Below are 22,950 nucleotides of genomic sequence, written 5' to 3'. Positions count from 1 at the left end.
CGAGCAGGCTCGCTCCCACAGGGGACTATTGCGCGAGCTGGCGGCGCAGTTCGGCCAGCACCGGCGCCGTGTCCGGGCGCACACCGCGCCACAGGTAAAACGCCTCGGCCGCCTGCTCAGCCAGCATCCCCAGACCATCCATCGACAGCGCGGCGCCATGTTCACTGGCCCAACGGCAGAAGGCGGTCGGCTCCTTGCCGTACATCATGTCGTAGCACAGGGTCTTGCCCGGTTCGATCAGGCTTGCGGCAATCGGCGGCACGTCACCGGTGAGGCTGGCCGAGGTGGCGTTGATGATCACGTCGACCGACTCGCGCAACCAGTCGAAACCGCTGGCCGACACCGGACCCAGATCGCCAAATGACTCTGCCAGCAACTCGGCCTTGTCCACCGTGCGATTGGCAATGATCAGCGACACCGGTTTTTCTGCCAGCAGCGGCTCCAGCGCACCGCGCACTGCCCCCCCGGCGCCGAGCAGCAGGACGCGTTTACCTGTCAGGCTGAACCCGGCATTCACTGTCAGATCGCGCACCAGCCCGGCACCATCGGTGTTGTCGCCGAGCAGCGAGCCATCGGCCAGTTTGCTCAAGGTATTCACCGCGCCGGCGCGTTGCGCTCGGAGGGTCAGGCTATCGGCCAGGCGATAGGCGTCTTCCTTGAACGGCACAGTGACGTTGGCGCCGCGGCCTTCTTGGAAAAACGCCATGGCGCAGCCGGAAAAGTCATCAAGCGGCGCCAGCAAGGTGCGGTATTCAAGTTGCTCGCCGGTCTGCTGCGCGAACAGTTGGTGAATCAGCGGCGATTTGCTGTGGCCGATCGGGTTGCCGAAAACAACGTAGCGATCCATCAGGGCTCCTCAGGCTTCGGCGAGCCAGTCGCGATCTTGCAGGAAGTACTCGGTCAGGCGCGCTTCTTCGCTGCCGGGCTCGGCCTTCCAGTCGTAAGCCCAGCGCACTTGCGGCGGCAGGGACATCAGGATCGACTCGGTACGCCCACCCGATTGCAGCCCGAACAACGTGCCGCGGTCGTAAACCAGGTTGAACTCAACGTAACGGCCACGACGGAATTCCTGAAATTCACGCTGTTGGGCGGTGAATGGATCATTTTTGCGGCGCTGCACGATTGGCAGGTACGCCTCGATGTAGGCGTCGCCGATGGCGCGCATGAAGGCGAAGCTGGTGTCGAAGTCCCAGTCGTTCAGGTCATCGAAAAACAGCCCGCCAATGCCGCGCGGCTCATGACGATGCTTGATATGGAAATAGGTGTCGCACCAGGCCTTGTAACGCGGATACACGTCAGCACCGAACGGCGCACACGCCTGTTCGGCAACGCGGTGCCAATGAATGCAGTCTTGTTCATTGCCGTAATACGGGGTCAGGTCAAAACCGCCGCCGAACCACCAGACCGGCTCTTCACCTTCCTTCTCGGCGATGAAAAACCGCACGTTGGCGTGGGAGGTCGGTACATGCGGGTTATGCGGGTGGATCACCAGCGACACACCGAGTGCTTCAAAACCGCGGCCGGCCAGTTCCGGCCGGTGAGCGCTGGCCGAGGGTGGCAGGCCGCTGCCAAACACATGGGAAAAATTCACCCCGCCCTTTTCGATCAGCGTGCCGTTCTCCAGCACCCGGGTACGACCGCCACCGCCGGCGGGCCGGGTCCAGGCGTCTTCGACGAAGCGCGTGCCGCCGTCTTCGGCTTCCAGAGCGGCGCAGATGCGGTCTTGCAGGTCGAGCAGATAGGCCTTTACGGCGTCGGTGCGGGTCGTCATGGCTTCACCTTGAATCGGGCGGCGCTCTCCGCAGGCGGGGCGGCGCAAATGGGCGCGTAGCATACCATCGCACAACGGCCCGCCGCAGTTGACGAAGATCAAGCATGGGAGTTGGATAGGGGGCTTACAAAAAGCCCCAAGGAGAGCAGGCAGATGGCAAAGCGTATCCAGTTCCGCGCCCACGGCGGTCCCGAAGTGCTCGAATATGTTGATTACGAACCCGCTACACCCGGCCCGAATCAGGTGCGGGTGGCGAACAAGGCCATCGGCCTGAACTTCATCGACACCTATTTCCGCAGCGGCCTGTATCCGCCGCCTGCCTTGCCGTCCGGGCTGGGCGCTGAAGGCGCAGGCATCGTCGATGCAGTCGGCAGCGAAGTCACCCGGTTCAAGGTTGGCGATCGCGTGGCCTACGGCACCGGCCCGCTGGGTGCTTACAGCGAATTGCACGTGCTGCCGCAGGACAATCTGGTGCACCTGCCCGACGACATCAGTTTCGAGACGGCCGCCGGCGTCATGCTCAAGGGCCTGACCGTGCAGTATCTGCTGCGCCAGACGTACGAACTCAAGGGTGGCGAGACCATTCTGTTTCACGCTGCGGCCGGTGGCGTCGGCTCGCTCGCCTGTCAGTGGGCCAAGGCGCTCGGAGTGAAGCTGATCGGTACGGTCAGCTCCAAAGAAAAAGCTGAACTGGCCAAAGCCAATGGCGCCTGGGCGACGATCGATTACAGTCACGAAAACGTTGCCCAGCGCGTGCTGGAATTGACCGACGGCAAAAAAGTCCCGGTGGTGTATGACGGCGTCGGCAAGGACACATGGCTGACCTCCCTCGACAGCGCTGCGCCGCGGGGCCTGGTGGTGAGTTTCGGTAATGCTTCCGGCGCGGTTGACGGGGTGAACCTGGGCATTCTTTCCGCCAAAGGCTCGCTGTATGTCACCCGGCCGACCCTGGCGACTTACGCCAACAACGCCCAGAACCTGCAGCGCATGGCCGATGAGTTGTTCGAGATGATCACCAGCGGCAAGTTGAGGGTGGACATCAGCCAGCGTTATCCGCTGGCCGAGGCGGCAAAGGCGCAAACCGAACTGTCGGCGCGGCGCACTACCGGCTCCACCGTTCTGCTGCCCTGAAAACACCTCGACGTTTTGCCAGCCGGGGTTTGGCACCACGGCTGGCAAGACAACGCGAGCGCCTTCAGAAACCTGGCGGATGACACGCCAACGGTTTCTGCACCACACGGCTAACCATCGCCTGATCCGGCTGCTGCACCGCCGCGAGAATCTGCCGCCACTCGGCTGACAACACCCAGTAATCGCCGCGTGCGCGCTGATCGATGTGCAGGGCGTTGGAAGCGATCGGCATCAGGCCGAAGCGTTGGTAAAAGCGCAGCTGCTGCGACCTGCACAGTGCCGTGACGCCCTGATAGCCATTCCTGATCGCCCACTCGGCAGCGGCTGCCAACAGGCCGTTGACCGCTATGGGCAGTTGATGAGTCGAGTATGAGATCAAGCGGCTGAATTCGATATGCCGCGACAGCGCCACCGTGGGCGATACATGTTGCTGCGCCAGCAAGGCCCATTCGAAGGGCGCCGGAGTGGCCCGCAGTACCGCCAGCAACTGGTCGTGGCGGTACAGAAGAAAGTGCGTACTGCGCGACCTGATCGCCAGTTGCGTTTCGAGCAGCCGCGCACGTGAGGACAGCATGTAATGCTGCAGCCGCAGCCGAAATTGTCGATCGATGAATCGATCAAAGTCCTGGGTATCCGATCCCGCTTCAAGCGTCACGATACGGCAACCCTCGTGATGACTCTTTAACGTCGCCTGAAGCGTTTGCAGGTAATCCGTGAGTTGCAAATCCGTAGTGTCCATTCTTTCTCCGCAGTCCTTACTTATCGAAGTGTTTCGAGTGCAGGGAAAGGATGGTTGCTTTTGGCGATTCCGCCACGCCAGGAGGTCTGATAATCAGGTGGGAAAAGTCAATGAATGCGGGCAGTTGGCGAATTTTCTAACACGAGAGCAAGCCCATGTTGCAGGAAAAATCGCAGGCATGCGTAGTACTCCTCGCCATCAAGCCGAGGAGTACGCACATTCATATCGTTTGAAGTCGGGTCAGTCGGGACGAATGACCTTGCCGCTCGCCAGGTCGCGGATCACGCTGGGGTTCTTGCGCCCACCCAGTTGCCCGCCAAGCACCAGGTCGATTTGACCACGGAAATACTGCTCGACACGCAGGCGCGTACGCGCAGCCGGACGCCCCTGCGGGTTGGCAGAGGTGGAAATCAGCGGCCCGACCATGGAACACAGGTCGCGCACTTGCGGATGATCACTGACCCGCAATGCCACGGTGTCGTGGATACCGGTTACCCATTCGGGCAGCAAGCCCTGGTGCGGCACCAGCCAGGTATTCGGCCCCGGCCAGGTGCTGGCCATGCGGTCGATCCACTCCTGCGGGAAATCCTCGAACAGGAAGTCGAACTGGCGAATGTTGTCGGCGACCAGAATCAGCCCCTTGATCACCGAGCGGTTCTTGATCGCCAGCAGCCGGTCCACGGCCTCTTCATTCCACGGGTCGCAACCCAGCCCCCAGACGGCTTCGGTTGGATAGGCAATCACCGCCCCGGCGCGAATCTCTCGCGCGGCTTGTTGCACACGCCAACTGTTGACCATGAAAAACTCTCCGCAATCAGGTTTCGCGCAGTTTACCTATCCTGCATGTAAAACCTAGCGTGCCCTGGCCAACCAACGACCGTTTTCGCAGACCGCCCGGCCGTCCATTTCCAGCTCGGTCAGTGCTGCCAACACTTTGGGCAAGGCCCAGCCACAGCTATCGGCCAGCGCTTCGCTGGTGTGCGGAGCGGCGTGAAGCAGGGCGAGCAATGGATGATCGGCGTTCGCTGGATCTGTGGATGGCGACACATGCTGCCAACCGCGCAGGGCTTCGAGGATGTGTTCGATGGTTTCCACCAGCACCGCGCCATCACGAATCAACTGATGACAGCCGCGAGCACCCGGATGATGAATCGACCCGGGAATCGCATAAACCTCACGCCCCTGTTCCGCCGCCAGCCGCGCGGTAATCAATGAACCACTGGCGACGCTGGCCTCAACCACCAGCACCCCCAGCGACAAACCGCTGATGATCCGGTTACGCCGTGGAAAGTTGCTCGGGGTCGGCCCGGCGTCCAGCGGAAACTCGGAAAGCACGGCGCTGCCGGACGCCATCATCGCCTCGGCCAGCCCCCGGTTTCGCTGTGGATAAAAATTTTCCAGGCCCGTCCCGAGTACCCCGACGGTCAGCCCGCCAACGTCCAGCGCCGCCTGATGGGCAGCTGCATCGATGCCCAGTGCCAGCCCGCTGGTGATGACAAATCCGGCCCCGGCGAGGCTACGGGAAAACGCCGCGGCGGTATCCATGCCCGGACGCGAAGCGCGACGGCTTCCCACCATCGCCAGTTGCGGCTTTTCCAGAATCTGCGCCTCGCCGGCAACGAACAACAACGGTGGCGGATCCGGGATCTGCGCCAGCAGCGCCGGATAATCCGCCTGGTCCCACATCAGTAAATGCTGGCCCGGCTGCTCTAGCCAGCGCATTGCATGGCTGGCACCGTCGCGAACCGTGGGACAGCGCCGAGCCTCAGCGCACGCCGCCGGCAAACCCAGCGAACGCCAGGCGCCGGCCGGCGCACTGATGGCTTTGGAGGCCGAGCCGAAGGCTTCGAGCAATTTGGCGAAGCGCTTGGGACCGACATCCGGCAAGCGGTGCAGGCGCAAGCGTGCTTCCAGCTCCGCAGGGGAAACCGGTGTACAGACAGGAGACATCATGGATCATCCTTGATCGATATAAGGCCCGAACCTTTTGGTACAAGCTGTGGATAACTCTGTTGGTAACTTGTTGAGCAAGCTTACGGATTACGCACTTTGTCGAGCACCGCCAGCGAGCGCGATGCGTTGAGCACCAAGCCATAGCTGAGTTTGTCGTAGGTGCGGAACACCATCAGCAACCCGGCGCGTTCGTCGGGAATTTTCAGCGGCTGGCCGGTGATCCGGTCGCGCACGGTTTCGCCGGTTTTCATCACCACCAGCACGTTGCCCTCGGCGAGGCCGTCGCGTTTACCCTTGTTCAACGTGACCACGTCCATCGCGCCGATCTGCGTAACGCCGCGCGGTACGTCGATAATCACCCCGTTGATATCGCGGGCGGGGGCGCTGGGCATGAAGGTCGAATTGATCGAGCGTTCTTCGCCGCTGAACAAGCGGTCACCGAGGCGGACTTCCTGCGTGGTGCGTAGCAGCGCGAGGGTGGCGACGTCGCCCTCGGTGGCGACGATTTCACCGCCGCCAATGTCGTCGGCGTTGATCCCGAGAAATTCCTGGGTCTGCGGATCGGTGTAGACCTTGCCCTGGCGGAAGATGCCATACACCGGTTGTTCCGGGTCGAAATGGCCACGGGCGAAGATGCGGTCACCGGTGCCGCTGAGCACGCGCTCGGCGTCGCCAGCGACGATGTACGGCGCCTTGTCGAAATCTTCAGCCTTGTCGACGATGCGGTTGCTCAGCAGAAAACTGTTGATGGACTTCAGCGGAATGCTCGGAATCGCCTCGGCCACCGGGCTGGTGCGGATGCGTGGCGAGAGTCTGATGGTGCCGCGCGACTCGCCACGGTTGACAGTCAGTTGCGGCTGGCCGTTGACGTAGCTGAGCGTCAGCGTGTCGCCGGGATAGATCAGGTTGGGGTTATCGATCTGCGGATTGGCCCGCCACAGTTGCGGCCATTGCCAGGGCTCGCGCAGGTATTTGCCGGAAATGTCCCAGAGCGTGTCCCCTGAAACCACCGTGTATTGCTGTGGAAAACCTTCCCTGAGTTGCACTTGCCCTTGCGCCGCGCCGGCCGAAGCCAGAAGCAGCAGGGCGAGTAGTGTTTTCCTCATGCCGTGAATCCCTTTATCATATGCGTTCGCGTGAACCGTCAGAGCCCCCGTGGCTCGCTTGGGCAAACTGCACAAGCTACGCTTCACAACGGTAGCCTGCATCTTCGGACCTGCCAGGCCATCGACCCGACTTTACTCAACGTGTGCAGCAATCAAAGCCTATGGCCATTTTAAACATCCTCGAATTCCCGGACCCGCGTCTGCGCACTATCGCCAAGCCTGTGGCTGTAGTGGACGACGAAGTGCGTCAGTTGGTCGATGACATGTTTGAAACAATGTATGAAGCGCCGGGCATCGGCCTTGCCGCGACCCAGGTCAACGTGCACAAACGCATCGTGGTCATGGACCTTTCCGAAGACCGGACCGAGCCGCGGGTGTTCATCAACCCCGAGTTCGAACCGTTGACCGAAGACATGGACCAGTACCAGGAAGGCTGCCTCTCGGTACCCGGTTTCTACGAAAACGTCGATCGCCCGCAAAAGGTCAGGATCAAGGCGCTGGACCGCGACGGCAAGCCCTATGAGCTGATCGCCGAAGGCCTGCTCGCGGTGTGCATCCAGCACGAATGCGACCACCTCAACGGCAAATTGTTCGTCGACTACCTGTCCACGCTCAAACGCGACCGGATCAAGAAGAAGCTGGAAAAGCTGCACCGCCAGAACGCTTGATGCCCCTCTTCAAAGGCTTGCTGCGGCAAGCCTTTTTCATTTTATGAGACGCCCTTCATGACTGAGCCATTGCGCATCGTTTTTGCCGGCACCCCGGAATTCGCCGCCGAGCACCTCAAGGCCCTGCTGAACAGCCCGTACGAGATCGTCGCGGTGTACACCCAGCCGGATCGCCCGGCCGGTCGCGGGCAGAAACTGATGCCGAGCCCGGTCAAACAGCTCGCCCTGGAAAACCATATCCAGGTGTTGCAGCCGCCGACCTTGCGCAATGCCGATGCTCAAGCCGAACTGGCAGCATTGCAGCCGGACCTGATGGTGGTGGTCGCTTACGGCCTGATCCTGCCGCAAGCGGTGCTGGATATTCCGCGTCTGGGCTGCATCAACAGCCACGCCTCGCTGTTGCCACGCTGGCGCGGTGCGGCGCCGATTCAACGCGCCGTGGAACACGGTGATGCAGAAAGCGGCGTGACCGTGATGCGCATGGAGGCCGGGCTCGACACCGGACCGATGCTGCTCAAGGTCGTCACGCCGATCAGCGCCGACGACACCGGCGGCACTTTGCATGATCGCCTCGCCGAAATGGGCCCGCCCGCCGTGATCCAGGCCATTGCGGGTCTCGCCGCCGGCACCCTGGAAGGCGAAGTGCAGAACGACGCGCTCGCCACCTACGCGCACAAATTGAACAAGGATGAGGCACGCCTCGACTGGAGCCGTCCTGCGGTTGAACTGGAACGTCTGGTGCGTGCCTTCAATCCATGGCCGATCACCCACAGCACCCTCAACGGTGAAGCGCTGAAAGTGCTGGCGGCGAATCTCGCCGAAGGCAAAGGAGCGCCAGGTGAAATCCTCAGCGCCAGCAAGGACGGTCTGGTCGTTGCCTGCGGCGAACAAGCCCTGTGCCTGACCCGCCTGCAACTGCCCGGCGGCAAAGCGCTGAATTTCAGTGACCTGTTCAACAGCCGTCGCGAGAAATTCGCCGTCGGCACCGTGCTCGGTGCTGCGGTGGACGCTCAATGAACCCGCGTCTGGCCGCCGCCAAGGCACTTGCCGCCGTACTCAGCGGCAAGGCTTCGCTGAACAGTTCTCTGCCGACGCAACTGGACAAGGTCGAGGATCGCGATCGCGGTTTCACTCAGGATCTGGCCTTCGGCACTGCGCGCTGGCAGCCACGCCTGTCGGCATTGGCCGAGAAGCTGTTGCAGAAACCGTTCAAGGCCGCCGACGCTGATGTCGAGGCGTTGCTGCTGGTCGGTCTCTACCAATTGCTCTACACCCGCGTGCCGGCCCACGCCGCCATCGGCGAAACCGTCGGTTGCGCTGAAAAGTTGAAAAAACCCTGGGCCAAAGGCCTGCTCAACGCCGTGCTGCGCAATGCCCAGCGCGAAAGCGCAACGATTTTCGCCGAACTGGAACGCGACCCGGTGGTGCGCACGGCACACCCGCGCTGGCTGCAAAAGTCCCTCAAGGCGTTCTGGCCTGAGCAATGGGAAGCGATTTGCGCGGCAAACAACGCACATCCGCCGATGATCCTGCGGGTCAACCGCCGTCATCACAGCCGCGATGCCTACCTCGGCCTGCTGACTGAGGCCGGGATTGCCGCAACGCCCTGCGTGTACAGCCGCGACGGCATCGTCCTCGAAGCCGCTGCCGATGTCCGCAGCCTGCCGGGTTTCGCCGAGGGCTGGATCAGCGTGCAGGACGAAGCCGCGCAACTGGCCGCCGAACTGCTCGATCTGGCGCCGGGCCAACGCGTGCTCGACGCCTGCTGCGCGCCCGGCGGCAAGACTTGCCACATCCTCGAAGCCGAACCGGCGCTGGCCGGCGTGGTGGCGGTGGATCTGGAAGCCAAGCGTCTGGTGCGGGTCAAGGAAAACCTTGAACGCCTCGGCCTCAGCGCTGAGCTGATCGCTGCCGATGGTCGTGATACGGCGAAGTGGTGGGACGGCAAACCGTTCCAGCGCATCCTGCTCGACGCGCCGTGCTCGGCCACCGGGGTGATCCGCCGGCACCCGGACATCAAGCTGACGCGGCAACCCGACGACATCGCCGCCCTCGCGCAACTGCAGGGCGAGCTGCTCGACGCGATGTGGCAAACCCTCGAAGTCGGCGGCATCCTGCTCTACGCCACTTGCTCGACGCTGCCGACCGAAAATACTGAAGTGATCGCCGCGTTCCTCGAGCGTACGCCGGGAGCACGGGAGCTGGACCTGGCCACTGCGGCCGGCATCAAACAGCCCCATGGTCGCCAATTGCTGGCCCAGCAGGGCGGGCATGACGGGTTCTACTACGCCAAGCTGATCAAGATCACTGCCGCGCGCGGCTAAACGGATTCAACGGAGTGACTGGATGAAAATCATCATCCTCGGTGCAGGACAGGTCGGCGGTTCGCTGGCAGAACATCTGGCCAGCGAGGCCAACGACATCACCGTGGTGGACACCGACGGCGAGCGCCTGCGCGACCTCGGCGATCGCCTTGACATCCGCACCGTGCAGGGCCGTGGCTCGCTGCCTTCGGTATTGCGTCAGGCCGGCGCCGACGACGCCGACATGCTGGTCGCGGTGACCAACAGTGACGAGACCAACATGGTCGCCTGCCAGGTCGCGCACACGCTGTTCCACACCCCGACGAAAATCGCCCGGGTGCGCGAAGCGTCGTATCTCAATCGCGAAGAGCAACTGTTCCAGAACGAGGCGATTCCGGTCGACGTGTTGATCAGCCCCGAGCAGGTGGTGACCAACTACATCAAGCGCCTGATCCAGCATCCCGGCGCCTTGCAGGTGATCGACTTCGCCGAAGGCGCGGCGCAACTGGTGGCGGTGCGCGCCTATTACGGCGGGCCGCTGGTCGGCCAGCAACTGCGCCAGCTACGCGAACACATGCCGAACGTCGAAACCCGCGTCGCCGCGATTTTCCGCCGTGACCGGCCGATCCTGCCGCAGGGCGACACGGTGATCGAGGCCGACGACGAAGTGTTCTTCATCGCCGCCCGTGAGGATATTCGCGCGGTGATGAGCGAAATGCGCCGCCTCGACGAAACCTACAAGCGCATCGTCATCGCCGGCGGCGGGCAAATCGGCGAGCGCCTGGCTGAAGCCATCGAAAGCCGTTATCAGGTGAAGATCATCGAGATGAGCCCGGCGCGTTGCCGTTACCTCTCCGATACCCTCGACAGTACTGTGGTGCTGCAGGGCAGCGCTTCGGACCGCGACCTGCTGCTGGAAGAGAACATCGCCGACGCCGATATCTTCCTCGCCCTGACCAACGATGACGAAGCCAACATCATGTCTTCGCTGCTGGCCAAACGGCTCGGGGCGAAGAAGGTCATGACGATCATCAACAACCCGGCCTACGTCGATCTGATTCAGGGCGGCGATATCGATATCGCGATCAGCCCGCAACTGGCGACCATCGGCACCTTGCTGGCCCACGTGCGCCGTGGCGATATCGTCAGCGTGCACTCATTGCGCCGGGGGGCGGCGGAAGCCATCGAGGCGATCGCCCACGGCGATGCCAAGTCGAGCAAGGTCATCGGCAAACCGATCGAGAAAATCGGCCTGCCGCCGGGCACCACCATCGGCGCGGTGATCCGCAACGAACAGGTGATCATTGCCCACGACGACACGGTGATCGAAGCGGGTGACCATGTGATTCTGTTCCTTGTGGATAAAAAGCATATTCGCGATGTGGAGAAGTTGTTTCATGTGGGACTGAGCTTCTTCTGAAATTTGCGTTGACGGCACTGGCCCCTTCGCGAGCAGGCTCGCTCCCACATTTGGAATGCGTTTCCTCTGTGGGAGCGAGCCTGCTCGCGAAGGCGGCCCCGCAGGTTTGAAGATGGTCCTGACGCGCCACAGAAAAAAGGAGATCAACGGATGCTCGAATCCCTGGAAAAAATGCTCGCCAAGGGTGTGGATAACGCTCTGCTGCGCTTCGGCCTGGGCAAGGGTTATCTGGATCTGGGCGAAAATGCCAAGGCCGCCGAGCATTTTCAGCGCTGCGTGGCATTCGATCCGAAATACTCGGCGGCGTGGAAATTATTAGGCAAGGCTCAATTGGCGCTGGGCGATTCTGCTGCCGCGCGGCAAGCCTGGGAACAGGGCCTGGAAGCGGCCCGCGCCCATGGCGACAAGCAGGCGGAGAAGGAAATGTCGGTATTTCTGAAGAAGCTCGAGCGCCAGGCCCGATAGATCTTACAAATAGCGCAAGCCGATCCCTTCAGCATCCACCGTGACCACTTCCATACGCACTCGCGGCGCACCTGTGGGTAAGTCTTGCACCTGACCATACACCACCGCCCCCTTGGGCAACGACGCCAGACGCGGATGCTGAACGTAAACGCCGGTGGGCGACAGGTTGCGCGTCTGCCCGAGGCATTCGCCCAAGCTGTCGTGGGTGATCTTGATACGAAACGACTTGCGTTGTTCGGACATCTGCTGCGCCCTTGAATGAACGGTTGTGGATAACTTCGATGCTGAGGTTATCCACAGATCATGCCAATCTCGTCTATCGTGCTCAGTACCAGCGCGCTTCGCCCGGTGGACGTTTTTTGAAGCGTTTCATGCTCCACATGTACTGGCTTGGATACGCCGCAACGTAGCGTTCGACCACTTTGCTCATGGCCGCGCAAGACTCAGCGGTATCCGTGCTGTACATGGCTTCGGGCGCGGCTTCGAGGATCACTTTGTAGCCAGAGCCGTCGGGCAGTCGCAGGGCATGCAGGAACACGCCGATTGCTTTGCCGCCAGCGAGCATGTTCGGTACGAACTTGCTGGTCAGCGCCTGGGTGGCGAAGAACGGCACGAAGATCCCGGCGGATTCGGCCGGTTCCGGGTCAGCCGGAATGCCTACTGCACCACCTTTGCGCACTTCCTTGATAACGCTGAGGATGCCTTCCTTGGTTGATGCAGCGACTTTGTTGCCCAGTTGCACGCGCTGTTTGCGCAGCAACTCGTCCACCGCCTTGAGCTTGGGTGGGCGGTAGAAAATGATCGGTTTGCACTGGCTGCAATAGAAGTGGTTGAGCACTTCCCAGTTGCCCAGGTGGCTGGTGATGCCGACCACGCCTTTGCCCGAGGCCAGCGCCTCTTTCAATACGTCGAGGCCTTCGACTTCACGGACCAGATCGATCGAGCGCTGCGCCGGCCAGATCCACGCGCAGGCACTTTCGGTCAGCGACTTGCCGATGTCCTTCAGGCTCTGGCCGACCAGACGCTCGCGCTCGGCCGGGTCCATCTGCGGAAAACATTTGGCAAGGTTGATCCGCACCACATCGCGGGAACGGTTGGGGGTCTTCCACATGATCCAGCCGATCGCCGAACCCACGGCCTGCACCGCCCGCCATGGCAGCAGGGCAAACAGCCGCAGAGCGCCTACCAGCAAGGCGCCTTTAAACTTTTCCACAGGTCACTCCTGATCTTTGTGCTGTGCGCGAGGCGGGCATTCTAACCGGCGTTGACCAACTGCGCGTAGCGGTCGCAGTCCTGGGTGTGGTCCATGACCATGCCCGAGGCCTGCATCAACGCGTAGCAAATGGTCGGACCGACGAAGGTGAATCCGGCCTTTTTCAGGGCCTTGCTCATCGCCAGCGCTTCGGGGGTGATCGCCGGGACTTCGCTGCGATCCTTGAAATGATTGATGATCGGTTGGTCGCCAACGAACGACCAGAGCAACGCCACCGGGTCCTCCAGCGCCAGCCAGGCCTGGGCATTACGGCGGGCGGCGTTGAGTTTGAGGCGGTTGCGGATGATCCCCGGATCGAGCATCAATTCGTCGATTTCGGCGTCGCTCATTTGCGCTACACGCTGCACGTCGAAGCCGAACAGCACCTCGCGATAACGCTCGCGCTTGCGCAGCACGGTGATCCAGGACAGCCCGGCCTGGAACCCTTCGAGCAAAAGCAACTCGAACAAACCCTGCGCATCGCGTAGCGGCGTGCCCCACTCCTGATCGTGATAAGCCATGTACAGCGGATCTTCGGTACACCAAAAGCAGCGTGGCATAAGGCTCCAGGGGGCGTGCGCAGCAACGAATCGGGTATACTCCCGCTCTTTAAATCGCAGCCCAAGAAACAGGTGAATTTCGTGAGCCAGCCTACGCCAGCCGTGCGTACCTTCCAAGACTTGATCCTCGCGCTCCAGCAATACTGGGCCGAGCAAGGTTGTGTGGTACTTCAGCCCTACGATATGGAAGTAGGCGCCGGCACTTTCCACACCGCGACCTTCCTGCGCGCCATCGGCCCGGAAACCTGGAACGCCGCGTACGTGCAGCCAAGTCGCCGTCCGACTGACGGCCGCTACGGCGAAAACCCGAACCGTCTGCAGCATTACTACCAGTTCCAGGTCGTACTGAAGCCGAACCCGGACAACTTCCAGGAACTGTACCTGGGCTCGCTCAAGCATGTCGGCCTCGACCCGCTGGTCCACGACATCCGCTTCGTCGAAGACAACTGGGAATCGCCGACTCTCGGCGCCTGGGGTCTGGGCTGGGAAGTATGGCTCAACGGCATGGAAGTCACTCAGTTCACCTACTTCCAGCAAGCAGGCGGCATCGAGTGCTACCCGGTAACCGGCGAGATCACCTACGGTCTCGAGCGCCTGGCGATGTACCTGCAAGGCGTGGATTCGGTCTACGACCTGGTCTGGGCTGACGGTCCGTTCGGCAAAGTCACCTACGGCGACGTGTTCCACCAGAACGAGGTGGAACAGTCCACCTACAACTTCGAACACGCCAACGTCGACAAGCTGTTTGAACTGTTCGACTTCTATGAAAGCGAAGCCAAGCGCCTGATCGAACTCGACCAGCCGCTGCCGTTGCCGAGCTACGAAATGGTTCTGAAGGCCTCGCACACCTTCAACCTGCTGGATGCGCGCCGGGCGATCTCGGTGACCGCGCGTCAGCAATACATTCTGCGCGTACGCACCCTGGCGCGTTCCGTTGCGCAAGCCTACCTGCTGGCCCGCGCCAAGCTGGGCTTCCCGATGGCGACCCCGGACCTGCGTGACGAAGTACTGGCCAAGCTGGAGGCTGCACAATGAGTGCGCAAGATTTTCTGGTTGAACTGGGCACCGAAGAACTGCCACCCAAAGCCCTGAACACCCTGGCTGAGGCGTTCCTCGCCGGTATCGACAAGGGCCTGCAAGCCGCTGGCCTGAACTACGAGAGCAAAACCGTTTACGCCGCACCCCGGCGTCTGGCTGTGCTGATCACCGCCCTGGCCACTCAGCAGCCGGATCGCAGCATCAACCTCGACGGCCCGCCACGTCAGGCCGCATTCGACGCTGACGGCAATCCGACGCAGGCCGCGCTGGGCTTCGCCAAGAAGTGTGGCGTGGAGCTGAGCGAGATCGATCAGAGCGGACCGAAACTGCGCTACAGCCAGAACATCGCCGGCAAGCCGACCGCGAGCCTGCTGCCGACCATCGTCGAAGATTCGCTGAACGACCTGCCAATCCCGAAACGCATGCGTTGGGGTGCACGCAAGGAAGAGTTCGTACGTCCGACGCAATGGCTGGTAATGCTGCTCGGTGACCAGGTCATCGACTGCACGATCCTTGCGCAGAAGGCTGGCCGTGACTCCCGTGGCCACCGTTTCCACCATCCGGAAAACGTGCGCATCGGTTCGCCCTCGAGCTACCTCGCCGACCTGCGTGCCGCCTACGTACTGGCCGATGCCAACGAGCGTCGCGAGATCATCAGCAAGCGCACCGAAGAACTGGCGACCCGCCAGGAAGGCACCGCGATCGTACCGCCGGCGCTGCTCGACGAAGTGACTGCGCTGGTCGAGTGGCCAGTGCCGCTGGTGTGCTCGTTCGAGGAACGCTTCCTCGACGTGCCGCAAGAAGCGCTGATCACCACCATGCAGGACAACCAGAAGTATTTCTGCCTGCTGGATGCCGACGGCAAGTTGCTGCCACGTTTCATCACTGTGGCCAACATCGAGAGCAAAGACCCGCAGCAGATCATCGCCGGTAACGAGAAAGTGGTTCGCCCACGTCTGACCGACGCCGAGTTCTTCTTCAAGCAAGACAAGAAGCAGAAGCTCGAAGACTTCAACCTACGCCTGCAGAACGTGGTGTTCCAGGAAAAACTCGGCAGCGTCTACGACAAGGCCGAGCGCGTCTCGAAACTGGCGGCGTACATCGCCGCGCGCATCGGCGGCAACGCTTCGTGGGCGGCCCGTGCCGGCCTGCTGTCGAAGTGCGACCTGGCCACCGAAATGGTCGGCGAGTTCCCGGAGATGCAAGGCGTCGCCGGTTACTACTACGCCCTCAATGACGGCGAGCCGCAGGACGTCGCGCTGGCATTGAACGAGCAGTACATGCCACGCGGTGCCGGTGCGGAACTGCCGGCGACCCTGACCGGTGCAGCGGTGGCGATCGCCGACAAGCTCGACACGCTGGTCGGCATCTTCGGTATCGGCATGCTGCCGACCGGCAGCAAAGACCCGTACGCCCTGCGCCGTGCGGCACTCGGCGTGCTGCGCATCCTGATCGAGAAACAACTGGATCTGGACCTGAACGACGCCGTGGCTTTCGCGGTGAACGCGTTCGGCGCCAAGGTCAAGGCTGCCGGCCTCAACGAAGCGGTGCTGGAGTTCATTTTCGACCGTCTGCGTGCGCGTTACGAAGACGAAGGCGTCGATGTTGCCACCTATCTGTCGGTGCGTGCCCTGAAGCCGGGCTCGGCGCTGGATTTCGACCAGCGTGTGCAAGCGGTGCAGGCATTCCGCAAACTGCCGGAAGCGGCAGCGCTGGCGGCCGTCAACAAGCGTGTATCGAACCTGTTGAGCAAGGTCGAAGGTTCGGTGCCGACCGAGGTGCAAGCCAAGTACTTCGACAACGCCAACGAGTTCTCGCTGTACTCGGCGATCCAGCAAGCGGATCAGGCGGTGCAGCCAATGGCCGCGGCGCGTCAGTACAACGAAACACTGGCACGCCTGGCGGCATTGCGTGAGCCGGTGGATGCGTTCTTCGACGCTGTGATGGTCAATGCCGACGACGCCAATGTGCGGGCCAACCGTTACGCGCTGCTGGCGCGTCTGCGCGGTCTGTTCCTCGGCGTTGCCGACATTTCGCTGCTGGGTTGAGGGATTGCTGTTGAAACTGCTGATTCTCGATCGGGACGGGGTGATCAATTACGACTCCGACGCTTACATCAAATCGGTGCAAGAGTGGATTCCCATTCCTGGCTCGATCGAAGCGATTGCGCAGTTGAGCAAGGCCGGCTGGACGGTGGCAGTGGCCACCAACCAGTCGGGCATTGCTCGCGGCTATTACGACCTCGCCACCCTCGAGGCCATGCACGCGCGCCTGCGCGAGCTGGTCGCGGAGCAGGGCGGCGAAGTCGGGCTGATCGTGTATTGCCCGCATGGGCCGGACGAAGGCTGCGATTGCCGCAAACCGAAACCGGGCATGCTGAAAACCATCGCCGCGCATTACCAGGTGCCGTTGACCAACGTCTGGTTCGTCGGCGACAGCCTTGGTGACCTGGAGGCTGCCAAAGCCGTCGATTCACAGCCAGTTTTGGTAAAGACCGGGAAAGGCGAAAAGACTCAGGGCAAAACCCTGCCGGTTGGCACTCTGATTTTTGACGATCTGGCGGCGATTGCCGCAGAACTTATCCACAACTAGAGTACTTCTGAATTTCCTGGCCAGGGATTGCTCGGGAGTGCGCTTGAACAGTCGGGCATTGCCCCGTAACGGTAACCGTCGCCATGTCGATACTGCGGGCCTTCAGAATCTTTGTTTTCTATCTGCTGCTGGGCACAACAGCGTTGCTGTGGTGCAGCCTGAGCTTTTTCATCGCGCCGTTTCTGTCCTTCAAGGCGCGCTATCGTTTCATCAACGTGTACTGGTGCCGTTGCGCCCTGTGGCTGACCAAGGTGTTCCTTGGCATCCGCTACGAAATCAAAGGCGCGGAAAACGTGCCTGACCGGCCCTGCGTGATTCAATCGAACCACCAGAGCACATGGGAGACGTTCTTTCTCTCGGCTTATTTCTCGCCATTGAGCCAAGTGCTCAAGCGCGAACTGCTGTACGTGCCGTTCTTCGGCTGGGCCATGGCCATGCTGCGGCCGATCGCGATCGATCGCGACAACCCGAAAGCCGCTCTCAAGCAAGTCGCGGCCAAGGGCGATGAGCTGCTCAAGGACAACGTCTGGGTGCTGATCTTCCCAGAAGGAACGCGGGTGCCTTACGGCACTATCGGCAAATTCTCGCGTAGCGGCAGTGCGCTGGCGGTGAATGCGGCGCTTCCGGTGCTGCCGATTGCGCACAATGCCGGGAAATTCTGGCCGAAAGTTGGCTGGGGCAAGAAGTCCGGGGTGATCACCGTGGTGATCGGCGAACCTATGTACGCCGAAGGCACTGGCCCCCGCGCGATTGCCGAGCTGAACGACCGGGTCCAGGCCTGGAATGAAAAGACGCAGCAGGAAATGGGCTCGCTGCCGCCGACGCCGCAAGCGCCGGTGACCAATGAGCAAGTGCCTGCCTGACATTTTGTGGATAACCTGTGTACGGTTTACTTTAAAACGCCATCAAGTTCGATGTAATACGTTGATTTAAAATGGTTTTTTTTACGATCGCCTAACATCGAAAACCGTGCATAAGTTTATTTTCGATGTAAAAAAACCGCCTGATATAGCCGGTTTTTTTGTGCCTGTTTATTCGGCAATCAACGGTAAATGCAACAGGAACGTGGTGCCTCGGTCGATCACGCTGTGGCATTCAATGCTGCCGCCGTGGTGATCGATCACCGCTTTGACCATCGACAGGCCCAGCCCTATGCCATCAATGCCCTGCGCGGAGGAAAAGCGCCGGTATTGGCTGAACAGTTCAGGCAATTCCTCCTCGGCGATCCCCTTGCCCTGATCGATCATTTCGCAACGCAGCCATTGCTCGTGGCAACTGACACGTAAATGAACCGCAGAACCTGCCGGGCTGTATTTGATCGCGTTTTCCAACAGGTTGAACAACGCGCGGGTCAGCAAGCCTTGATCAGCCATGACCAGGCGTTCCTGAGATTGCTCATCCATGGCATGCCGCAGTTCGATACGTTTTTGCTGAGCGATGGGCAGCGCTTGATCGAGCACGTCCAGCACCAGCATCGCAAACAGGCTTGGCTGAAACTGATAGGCCTCGGACTCCGCCCGTGCCAATAGAACGAAGCCGTCCGTCAGGTCCAGTGCGCGGCGGACCTGACGTTCGATCTGCTCGAACAGTGGCGAATCGACGCCGGCCTGATGGCGATGCACGTCGAGCAGCGCCAGGATGGCTGAATGGGGCGCACGCAAATCATGGGAGAGGAAGCGTAGCAAAACACTGCGTTGTTCTTCGGCAGCGCGTTCGGCGCTGAGATCGGTGAGGCTGAGCAGCCAACCAATGGGCGTATCGCCGTCGGCCGTCAGCAATGCCGCACGCTCCAGACGCAGGCTGCGCTCCTTGTGATCGCGAAATTCCAGCAGCGGCATAGCTGACAATGGCGGGCGCGGCATTGTGGATAATTCCGGGTAGCCCAGGCCGGCCAACTGATCGAGCACATCGTTGCCCACCAGATTGTTTTCGAATAGCTCGCGCGCTTTGCGGTTACCCAACAGAATTTGCCCCTTGGGGTCGCTGATCAGCGTGGCGACCGGCAGGTATTCGAGGCCATCGGCGATGAAGCGCCGGGTATCTCGAGTTCGGCTCATGGCTTGTTCCAGCGCCATGATCTGGCCCTGCAAGCGATCGGTACCGTTGAACTGCGAACGCCGCCGCTCCGGAAACACCTTTGGCTCGCTGTCCAACCGCGCCAGTTCCCAACCGAAGTAGGTCAGCACCACACTCAGGCGTCGCCAGTTCCAGATAAGATAACCGAACAACATGCCCAGCACGGTCGGCGTCGGCGACCACCAGCGTTGCGCCTGCGCCAGAGCGGCACTGAGCAACAGTGCGCAGGCCATGCCCGTCAGGGTGATCCACAACGCCCAGCGCGGGCGCCATAACAATACACCGAGAACGGCGGCCACCAGCCCGACCGATAACGACGCGCCCGTCGTCGGCGAGATCCCCTGCAAACTGGTCTGCGCGTGATAGGACAGCATCCCAGTCAGCGGTAACAGCACCAGGCTTATCCACAGCCATTCGCGTACCAACTGGCGAAACAGTCGTTGCACCTGACTCGGTATTCGGCTCTCGCGCCGACGATTATTGTTCATGGGAAGAGAGCAGGGTGAATGGTTTCATGGGCCACTGGTCTGAGACGTAGATCCGAAGAATCATAGCGGACGTCATGGACGAGGGTCGCTTACTTTCACCGCACTGGCCAAGCGACTACAGTTGACGCCAACTGCCCAAGCAACAAGGAGCCACCGCGTATGCGTGTTGCAATACTGGATGACGAACCCGCCGAATTGCGCCGGGTCGAGCAAACCCTGCAACAGATGGCTGAAGCTGGCGAACAACCGTGGTCGCTGCACAGCTTCGAGCGCGGTGAAGACCTGCTGCGGCAACTGCGCCGGGAAACCTTCGACCTGCTGATCCTTGACTGGCAACTGCCCGACCTCACCGGCCTCGCGCTGCTGCGCTGGACCCGCGAACACATGGATGCGCCTCCAGCGGCGATCATGCTGACCAGTCGCGATGGCGAGAGCGATATCGTTCAGGCGTTGAACGCCGGCGCCGATGACTATGTGAGCAAGCCATTTCGGCCAAATGAACTGAAAGCGCGAGTCGCAGCGGTACTGCGTCGGCATAGCCAGCCACGTGCCGCTGCCAACGAAGTGCTGAGCTTCAATGACCTGACTTTTGATGATGCCGAACTGACCGTCACCCGCGAGGGCAAGCCTATCCTCATGACTGAGCGCGAGTATCGGCTCGCCCGGTGCCTGTTCAGTAATCTGGGTAGACCGTTGTCGCGGGATTATCTCTATGAGCGATTTTGGCCACATGAAGAGATGGCCTCGTCACGACCGCTCGATACGCATATCTATCGGTTGAGGAACAAGCTTGGGCTGACCGCGGATCGGGGTTGGCAGTTGTTGACGATTTATGGGTATGGGTATCGGTTGGAGAGTGTGACATCTGCTGTCGAGTGAACCAGTGCGAGCCAGAAGACGCACCAGGCGTATGGAAATAAAAAAGGCCAACGCAATGCGTTGGCCTTTTTCGTTGACGTCAACCGGGATCAGAAATCCAGATTGGACACCGCCAATGCATTGCTCTCGATGAAGTCTCGACGAGGTTCGACCGCATCACCCATCAGGGTGTTGAAGATCTGGTCCGCACCGATGGCGTCTTCGATGGTGACTTTCAGCATGCGGCGCACGCTTGGGTCCATGGTGGTTTCCCACAGCTGATCCGGGTTCATTTCGCCCAGACCTTTGTATCGCTGGATGGTGTGGCGCTTGGTGCTTTCGGCCATCAGCCAGTCGAGGGCTTCCTTGAACTCGGTGACGGCTTTCTTGCGTTCACCACGCTGGATGTACGCGCCCTCGTCGAGCAGGGTGCTCAATTGAGCGCCAAGGGTGACGACGGTCTTGTAGTCGTTGCTGCCGAAGAAGTCGCGGTTGAACGTGACGTAGTTGGACAGGCCGTGGGAGATCAGTTCGACCTCCGGCAGCCACACACCGCGTTCGCGGTCTTCACGCAGACTGGCCTTGTAGACCAGGCCGGACTTCTCATTGGTGCGCAGACGAACTTCGTACTGAGCCAGCCAATCTTGCATCGCTGCATGGTCACCCAACGTCTCCAGGCTCACCGCAGGCAGGTAGATGAAGTGCTCGGTCAGTTCCTGCGGGTACAGGCGCGACAGGCGTTTGAGGGTCTTCATCACCATGCGGAAGTCGTTGACCAGACGCTCGAGCGCTTCGCCGGAAATACCCGGTGCGTCTTCGTTCAAATGCAGGCTCGCATCTTCCAGGGCCGACTGCGTCATGTACTCTTCCATGGCGTCGTCGTCTTTGATGTATTGCTCTTGCTTGCCTTTCTTGACCTTGTACAGCGGCGGCTGGGCGATGTAGATGTAGCCGCGCTCGATCAGCTCCGGCAACTGACGGAAGAAGAAGGTCAGCAGCAGGGTACGGATGTGCGAACCGTCGACGTCAGCATCGGTCATGATGATGATGTTGTGATAGCGCAACTTGTCGATGTTGTACTCTTCGCGGCCGATGCCGCAGCCCAACGCAGTGATCAAGGTGCCCACTTCCTGGGACGAGATCATCTTGTCGAAACGGGCTTTCTCGACGTTGAGGATCTTGCCCTTCAACGGCAGGATCGCCTGGGTCTTGCGGTTACGTCCCTGCTTGGCAGAGCCGCCCGCGGAGTCACCTTCCACCAGGTACAGTTCGGACAGCGCCGGGTCTTTTTCCTGGCAGTCAGCGAGTTTGCCCGGCAGGCCGGCGATGTCCAGCGCGCCTTTGCGGCGGGTCATCTCACGCGCCTTGCGCGCCGCTTCACGGGCACGGGCGGCGTCGATCATCTTGCCGACCACCAGTTTGGCTTCGTTCGGGTTTTCCAGGAGGAAGTCGGAGAAGTATTTGCCCATCTCCTGCTCGACCGCGGTCTTCACTTCGGAAGACACCAGCTTGTCTTTGGTCTGCGAGCTGAACTTCGGATCCGGCACTTTCACCGAGATGATCGCAGTCAGGCCTTCACGGGCATCATCGCCGGTGGTGGCGACTTTGTGTTTCTTCGCCAGACCTTCCTGTTCGATGTAATTGTTGAGGTTACGCGTCAGCGCCGAACGGAAGCCCACCAGGTGAGTACCGCCATCGCGTTGCGGAATGTTGTTGGTGAAGCACAACAGATTCTCGTTGAAGCTGTCGTTCCACTGCAGGGCAACTTCCACGCCGATGCCGTCTTCGCGCTGGATGTTGAAGTGGAACACCTGATTGACCGCGGTCTTGTTGGTGTTCAGGTATTCAACGAACGCGCGCAGGCCGCCTTCGTACTTGAACAATTCTTCCTTGCCGCTGCGCTCGTCCTTGAGGACGATGCCGACACCGGAGTTGAGGAAGGACAGTTCACGAATGCGCTTGGCGAGGATGTCCCAACTGAAGTGGATGTTCTTGAAGGTTTCGCTGGAAGCCTTGAAGTGGATCTGGGTGCCGGTGGTTTCGCTGTCGCCAACGATGGCCATCGGTGCCTGAGGTACGCCGTGGACGTAGGTCTGTTCCCAGATCTTGCCGCTGCGGCGAACGGTCAGGACCAGCTCTTCGGACAGTGCGTTTACTACCGACACACCTACACCGTGCAAACCGCCGGATACTTTGTAGGAGTTATCGTCGAATTTACCACCAGCGTGGAGGACGGTCATGATGACCTCGGCGGCGGAAACGCCTTCCTCTTTATGCACGTCTACCGGGATGCCACGACCGTTGTCTTTTACGGTGATGGATTCATCCGGGTGAATGATGATGCTGATGTCGTCGCAATGGCCGGCGAGGGCTTCGTCGATCGAGTTGTCGACCACCTCGAACACCATGTGGTGCAGACCGCTGCCATCGTCGGTGTCACCAATGTACATACCGGGACGTTTGCGCACGGCATCCAGGCCTTTCAGCACTTTAATGCTCGATGAGTCGTACGTATTTTCTTCGCTCAATG

At 60.9% G+C, this 22,950-nt stretch carries 22 protein-coding genes; 11 read left to right on the top strand and 11 right to left on the bottom strand.

The genetic code is table 11. The annotated features are described in order from the left end of the window. Nucleotides 1-25: 25 nt before the first annotated feature. Both aroE and hemF read right to left on the bottom strand, forming a co-directional pair. On the bottom strand, nucleotides 26-847 hold the full coding sequence (gene aroE / locus ACGSLL_RS08440; RefSeq protein WP_394504823.1) for a shikimate dehydrogenase: 822 nt from the start codon (nucleotides 845-847) through the stop codon (nucleotides 26-28). Between the two features lie 9 nt (nucleotides 848-856). Beyond that, the gene (gene hemF, locus ACGSLL_RS08435) at nucleotides 857-1,771 is read right to left on the bottom strand and encodes an oxygen-dependent coproporphyrinogen oxidase (protein ID WP_394504821.1); all 915 of its coding nucleotides are present in this window, start codon (nucleotides 1,769-1,771) and stop codon (nucleotides 857-859) included. Between the two features lie 153 nt (nucleotides 1,772-1,924). Here hemF and ACGSLL_RS08430 point away from each other — a divergent pair, with 153 nt between their 5' ends. Then, nucleotides 1,925-2,902, top strand: a complete 978-nt coding sequence (locus ACGSLL_RS08430; protein WP_394504819.1) for an NADPH:quinone reductase — start codon at nucleotides 1,925-1,927, stop codon at nucleotides 2,900-2,902. A gap of 64 nt (nucleotides 2,903-2,966) precedes the next feature. Here the strand turns inward: ACGSLL_RS08430 and ACGSLL_RS08425 are convergent, their stop codons facing one another. From ACGSLL_RS08425 to ACGSLL_RS08410, 4 genes are all read right to left on the bottom strand, one after another. After that, nucleotides 2,967-3,641, bottom strand: coding sequence for a hypothetical protein (locus tag ACGSLL_RS08425; protein ID WP_394504817.1), 675 nt, complete (start codon nucleotides 3,639-3,641; stop codon nucleotides 2,967-2,969). A gap of 240 nt (nucleotides 3,642-3,881) precedes the next feature. Continuing rightward, complete coding sequence (locus ACGSLL_RS08420) at nucleotides 3,882-4,439, bottom strand: L-threonylcarbamoyladenylate synthase (RefSeq protein WP_394504815.1); 558 nt, start codon at nucleotides 4,437-4,439, stop codon at nucleotides 3,882-3,884. A 54-nt stretch (nucleotides 4,440-4,493) separates the two neighbouring features. Next, a complete protein-coding gene (gene dprA / locus ACGSLL_RS08415; protein WP_394504813.1) occupies nucleotides 4,494-5,594 on the bottom strand; it encodes a DNA-processing protein DprA in 1,101 nt (366 codons plus the stop codon). 80 nt (nucleotides 5,595-5,674) lie between these two features. Then, on the bottom strand, nucleotides 5,675-6,700 hold the full coding sequence (locus ACGSLL_RS08410; protein ID WP_394504811.1) for a LysM peptidoglycan-binding domain-containing protein: 1,026 nt from the start codon (nucleotides 6,698-6,700) through the stop codon (nucleotides 5,675-5,677). Nucleotides 6,701-6,861: 161 nt separating this feature from the next. On the opposite strand from ACGSLL_RS08410, the gene def reads away from it, so the two are divergent. The 5 genes from def (at nucleotide 6,862) to ACGSLL_RS08385 (ending at nucleotide 11,556) form a co-directional block, all read left to right on the top strand. Continuing rightward, entirely contained in the window at nucleotides 6,862-7,368 is a 507-nt protein-coding gene (gene def, locus ACGSLL_RS08405; protein WP_090287876.1) for a peptide deformylase, read from the top strand. Between the two features lie 57 nt (nucleotides 7,369-7,425). After that, nucleotides 7,426-8,385: a methionyl-tRNA formyltransferase gene (fmt, locus tag ACGSLL_RS08400; RefSeq protein ID WP_394504808.1), complete on the top strand. Its 960-nt coding sequence runs from the start codon at nucleotides 7,426-7,428 to the stop codon at nucleotides 8,383-8,385. Next, nucleotides 8,382-9,692, top strand: coding sequence for a 16S rRNA (cytosine(967)-C(5))-methyltransferase RsmB (rsmB, locus tag ACGSLL_RS08395; protein ID WP_394504806.1), 1,311 nt, complete (start codon nucleotides 8,382-8,384; stop codon nucleotides 9,690-9,692). Before fmt ends, rsmB begins: the two co-directional genes overlap by 4 nt. A gap of 22 nt (nucleotides 9,693-9,714) precedes the next feature. Continuing rightward, nucleotides 9,715-11,091 (top strand): Trk system potassium transporter TrkA, encoded by a 1,377-nt coding sequence (gene trkA, locus ACGSLL_RS08390; RefSeq protein ID WP_090287869.1) that lies wholly within the window; start codon nucleotides 9,715-9,717, stop codon nucleotides 11,089-11,091. Between the two features lie 150 nt (nucleotides 11,092-11,241). Further along, nucleotides 11,242-11,556, top strand: coding sequence for a tetratricopeptide repeat protein (locus tag ACGSLL_RS08385; RefSeq protein WP_206414377.1), 315 nt, complete (start codon nucleotides 11,242-11,244; stop codon nucleotides 11,554-11,556). Between the two features lie 3 nt (nucleotides 11,557-11,559). Here the strand turns inward: ACGSLL_RS08385 and ACGSLL_RS08380 are convergent, their stop codons facing one another. The 3 genes from ACGSLL_RS08380 to ACGSLL_RS08370 all read right to left on the bottom strand — a co-directional run bounded on the left by ACGSLL_RS08380 (nucleotide 11,560) and on the right by ACGSLL_RS08370 (nucleotide 13,368). Continuing rightward, entirely contained in the window at nucleotides 11,560-11,799 is a 240-nt protein-coding gene (locus ACGSLL_RS08380) for a PilZ domain-containing protein (RefSeq protein WP_394504803.1), read from the bottom strand. Between the two features lie 82 nt (nucleotides 11,800-11,881). Then, nucleotides 11,882-12,769: a lysophospholipid acyltransferase gene (locus ACGSLL_RS08375; protein ID WP_394504801.1), complete on the bottom strand. Its 888-nt coding sequence runs from the start codon at nucleotides 12,767-12,769 to the stop codon at nucleotides 11,882-11,884. A 41-nt stretch (nucleotides 12,770-12,810) separates the two neighbouring features. Further along, the gene (locus ACGSLL_RS08370; RefSeq protein ID WP_394504798.1) at nucleotides 12,811-13,368 is read right to left on the bottom strand and encodes a DNA-3-methyladenine glycosylase I; all 558 of its coding nucleotides are present in this window, start codon (nucleotides 13,366-13,368) and stop codon (nucleotides 12,811-12,813) included. Between the two features lie 81 nt (nucleotides 13,369-13,449). On the opposite strand from ACGSLL_RS08370, the gene glyQ reads away from it, so the two are divergent. From glyQ to ACGSLL_RS08350, 4 genes are all read left to right on the top strand, one after another. After that, a complete protein-coding gene (glyQ, locus tag ACGSLL_RS08365; protein WP_003187265.1) occupies nucleotides 13,450-14,403 on the top strand; it encodes a glycine--tRNA ligase subunit alpha in 954 nt (317 codons plus the stop codon). After that, on the top strand, nucleotides 14,400-16,454 hold the full coding sequence (gene glyS, locus ACGSLL_RS08360) for a glycine--tRNA ligase subunit beta (protein WP_394504795.1): 2,055 nt from the start codon (nucleotides 14,400-14,402) through the stop codon (nucleotides 16,452-16,454). The genes glyQ and glyS overlap by 4 nt, the downstream gene beginning before the upstream one ends. A gap of 4 nt (nucleotides 16,455-16,458) precedes the next feature. Next, on the top strand, nucleotides 16,459-16,998 hold the full coding sequence (gmhB, locus tag ACGSLL_RS08355) for a D-glycero-beta-D-manno-heptose 1,7-bisphosphate 7-phosphatase (protein WP_394504793.1): 540 nt from the start codon (nucleotides 16,459-16,461) through the stop codon (nucleotides 16,996-16,998). An 83-nt stretch (nucleotides 16,999-17,081) separates the two neighbouring features. Continuing rightward, nucleotides 17,082-17,861: a lysophospholipid acyltransferase family protein gene (locus ACGSLL_RS08350; RefSeq protein WP_394504791.1), complete on the top strand. Its 780-nt coding sequence runs from the start codon at nucleotides 17,082-17,084 to the stop codon at nucleotides 17,859-17,861. Nucleotides 17,862-18,029: 168 nt separating this feature from the next. On the opposite strand, the gene ACGSLL_RS08345 is transcribed toward ACGSLL_RS08350, so the two are convergent. Beyond that, on the bottom strand, nucleotides 18,030-19,562 hold the full coding sequence (locus tag ACGSLL_RS08345) for a sensor histidine kinase (protein ID WP_394504789.1): 1,533 nt from the start codon (nucleotides 19,560-19,562) through the stop codon (nucleotides 18,030-18,032). A gap of 159 nt (nucleotides 19,563-19,721) precedes the next feature. Here ACGSLL_RS08345 and ACGSLL_RS08340 point away from each other — a divergent pair, with 159 nt between their 5' ends. Then, nucleotides 19,722-20,441 (top strand): response regulator transcription factor, encoded by a 720-nt coding sequence (locus ACGSLL_RS08340; protein ID WP_394504787.1) that lies wholly within the window; start codon nucleotides 19,722-19,724, stop codon nucleotides 20,439-20,441. Nucleotides 20,442-20,530: 89 nt separating this feature from the next. Here the strand turns inward: ACGSLL_RS08340 and gyrB are convergent, their stop codons facing one another. Beyond that, a complete protein-coding gene (gene gyrB / locus ACGSLL_RS08335; RefSeq protein WP_208939133.1) occupies nucleotides 20,531-22,948 on the bottom strand; it encodes a DNA topoisomerase (ATP-hydrolyzing) subunit B in 2,418 nt (805 codons plus the stop codon). Between the last annotated feature and the right edge of the window lie 2 nt (nucleotides 22,949-22,950).

This window comes from Pseudomonas retamae, from assembly GCF_043496865.1.
Lineage (GTDB): Bacteria > Pseudomonadota > Gammaproteobacteria > Pseudomonadales > Pseudomonadaceae > Aquipseudomonas > Aquipseudomonas retamae.
The sequence above is the reverse complement of the archived record's forward strand: the minus strand, read 5'-3'. Positions and strand labels throughout refer to the sequence as shown.

What these genes read in the sequence shown, in the direction of transcription:
- aroE (WP_394504823.1), bottom strand. Translation starts at nt 847, where the DNA reads ATGGATCGCTACGTTGTTTTCGGCAACCCGATCGGCCACAGCAAATCG.
- hemF (WP_394504821.1), bottom strand. Translation starts at nt 1,771, where the DNA reads ATGACGACCCGCACCGACGCCGTAAAGGCCTATCTGCTCGACCTGCAA.
- ACGSLL_RS08430 (WP_394504819.1), top strand. Translation starts at nt 1,925, where the DNA reads ATGGCAAAGCGTATCCAGTTCCGCGCCCACGGCGGTCCCGAAGTGCTC.
- ACGSLL_RS08425 (WP_394504817.1), bottom strand. Translation starts at nt 3,641, where the DNA reads ATGGACACTACGGATTTGCAACTCACGGATTACCTGCAAACGCTTCAG.
- ACGSLL_RS08420 (WP_394504815.1), bottom strand. Translation starts at nt 4,439, where the DNA reads ATGGTCAACAGTTGGCGTGTGCAACAAGCCGCGCGAGAGATTCGCGCC.
- dprA (WP_394504813.1), bottom strand. Translation starts at nt 5,594, where the DNA reads ATGATGTCTCCTGTCTGTACACCGGTTTCCCCTGCGGAGCTGGAAGCA.
- ACGSLL_RS08410 (WP_394504811.1), bottom strand. Translation starts at nt 6,700, where the DNA reads ATGAGGAAAACACTACTCGCCCTGCTGCTTCTGGCTTCGGCCGGCGCG.
- def (WP_090287876.1), top strand. Translation starts at nt 6,862, where the DNA reads ATGGCCATTTTAAACATCCTCGAATTCCCGGACCCGCGTCTGCGCACT.
- fmt (WP_394504808.1), top strand. Translation starts at nt 7,426, where the DNA reads ATGACTGAGCCATTGCGCATCGTTTTTGCCGGCACCCCGGAATTCGCC.
- rsmB (WP_394504806.1), top strand. Translation starts at nt 8,382, where the DNA reads ATGAACCCGCGTCTGGCCGCCGCCAAGGCACTTGCCGCCGTACTCAGC.
- trkA (WP_090287869.1), top strand. Translation starts at nt 9,715, where the DNA reads ATGAAAATCATCATCCTCGGTGCAGGACAGGTCGGCGGTTCGCTGGCA.
- ACGSLL_RS08385 (WP_206414377.1), top strand. Translation starts at nt 11,242, where the DNA reads ATGCTCGAATCCCTGGAAAAAATGCTCGCCAAGGGTGTGGATAACGCT.
- ACGSLL_RS08380 (WP_394504803.1), bottom strand. Translation starts at nt 11,799, where the DNA reads ATGTCCGAACAACGCAAGTCGTTTCGTATCAAGATCACCCACGACAGC.
- ACGSLL_RS08370 (WP_394504798.1), bottom strand. Translation starts at nt 13,368, where the DNA reads ATGCCACGCTGCTTTTGGTGTACCGAAGATCCGCTGTACATGGCTTAT.
- glyS (WP_394504795.1), top strand. Translation starts at nt 14,400, where the DNA reads ATGAGTGCGCAAGATTTTCTGGTTGAACTGGGCACCGAAGAACTGCCA.
- ACGSLL_RS08350 (WP_394504791.1), top strand. Translation starts at nt 17,082, where the DNA reads ATGTCGATACTGCGGGCCTTCAGAATCTTTGTTTTCTATCTGCTGCTG.
- ACGSLL_RS08345 (WP_394504789.1), bottom strand. Translation starts at nt 19,562, where the DNA reads ATGAACAATAATCGTCGGCGCGAGAGCCGAATACCGAGTCAGGTGCAA.
- ACGSLL_RS08340 (WP_394504787.1), top strand. Translation starts at nt 19,722, where the DNA reads ATGCGTGTTGCAATACTGGATGACGAACCCGCCGAATTGCGCCGGGTC.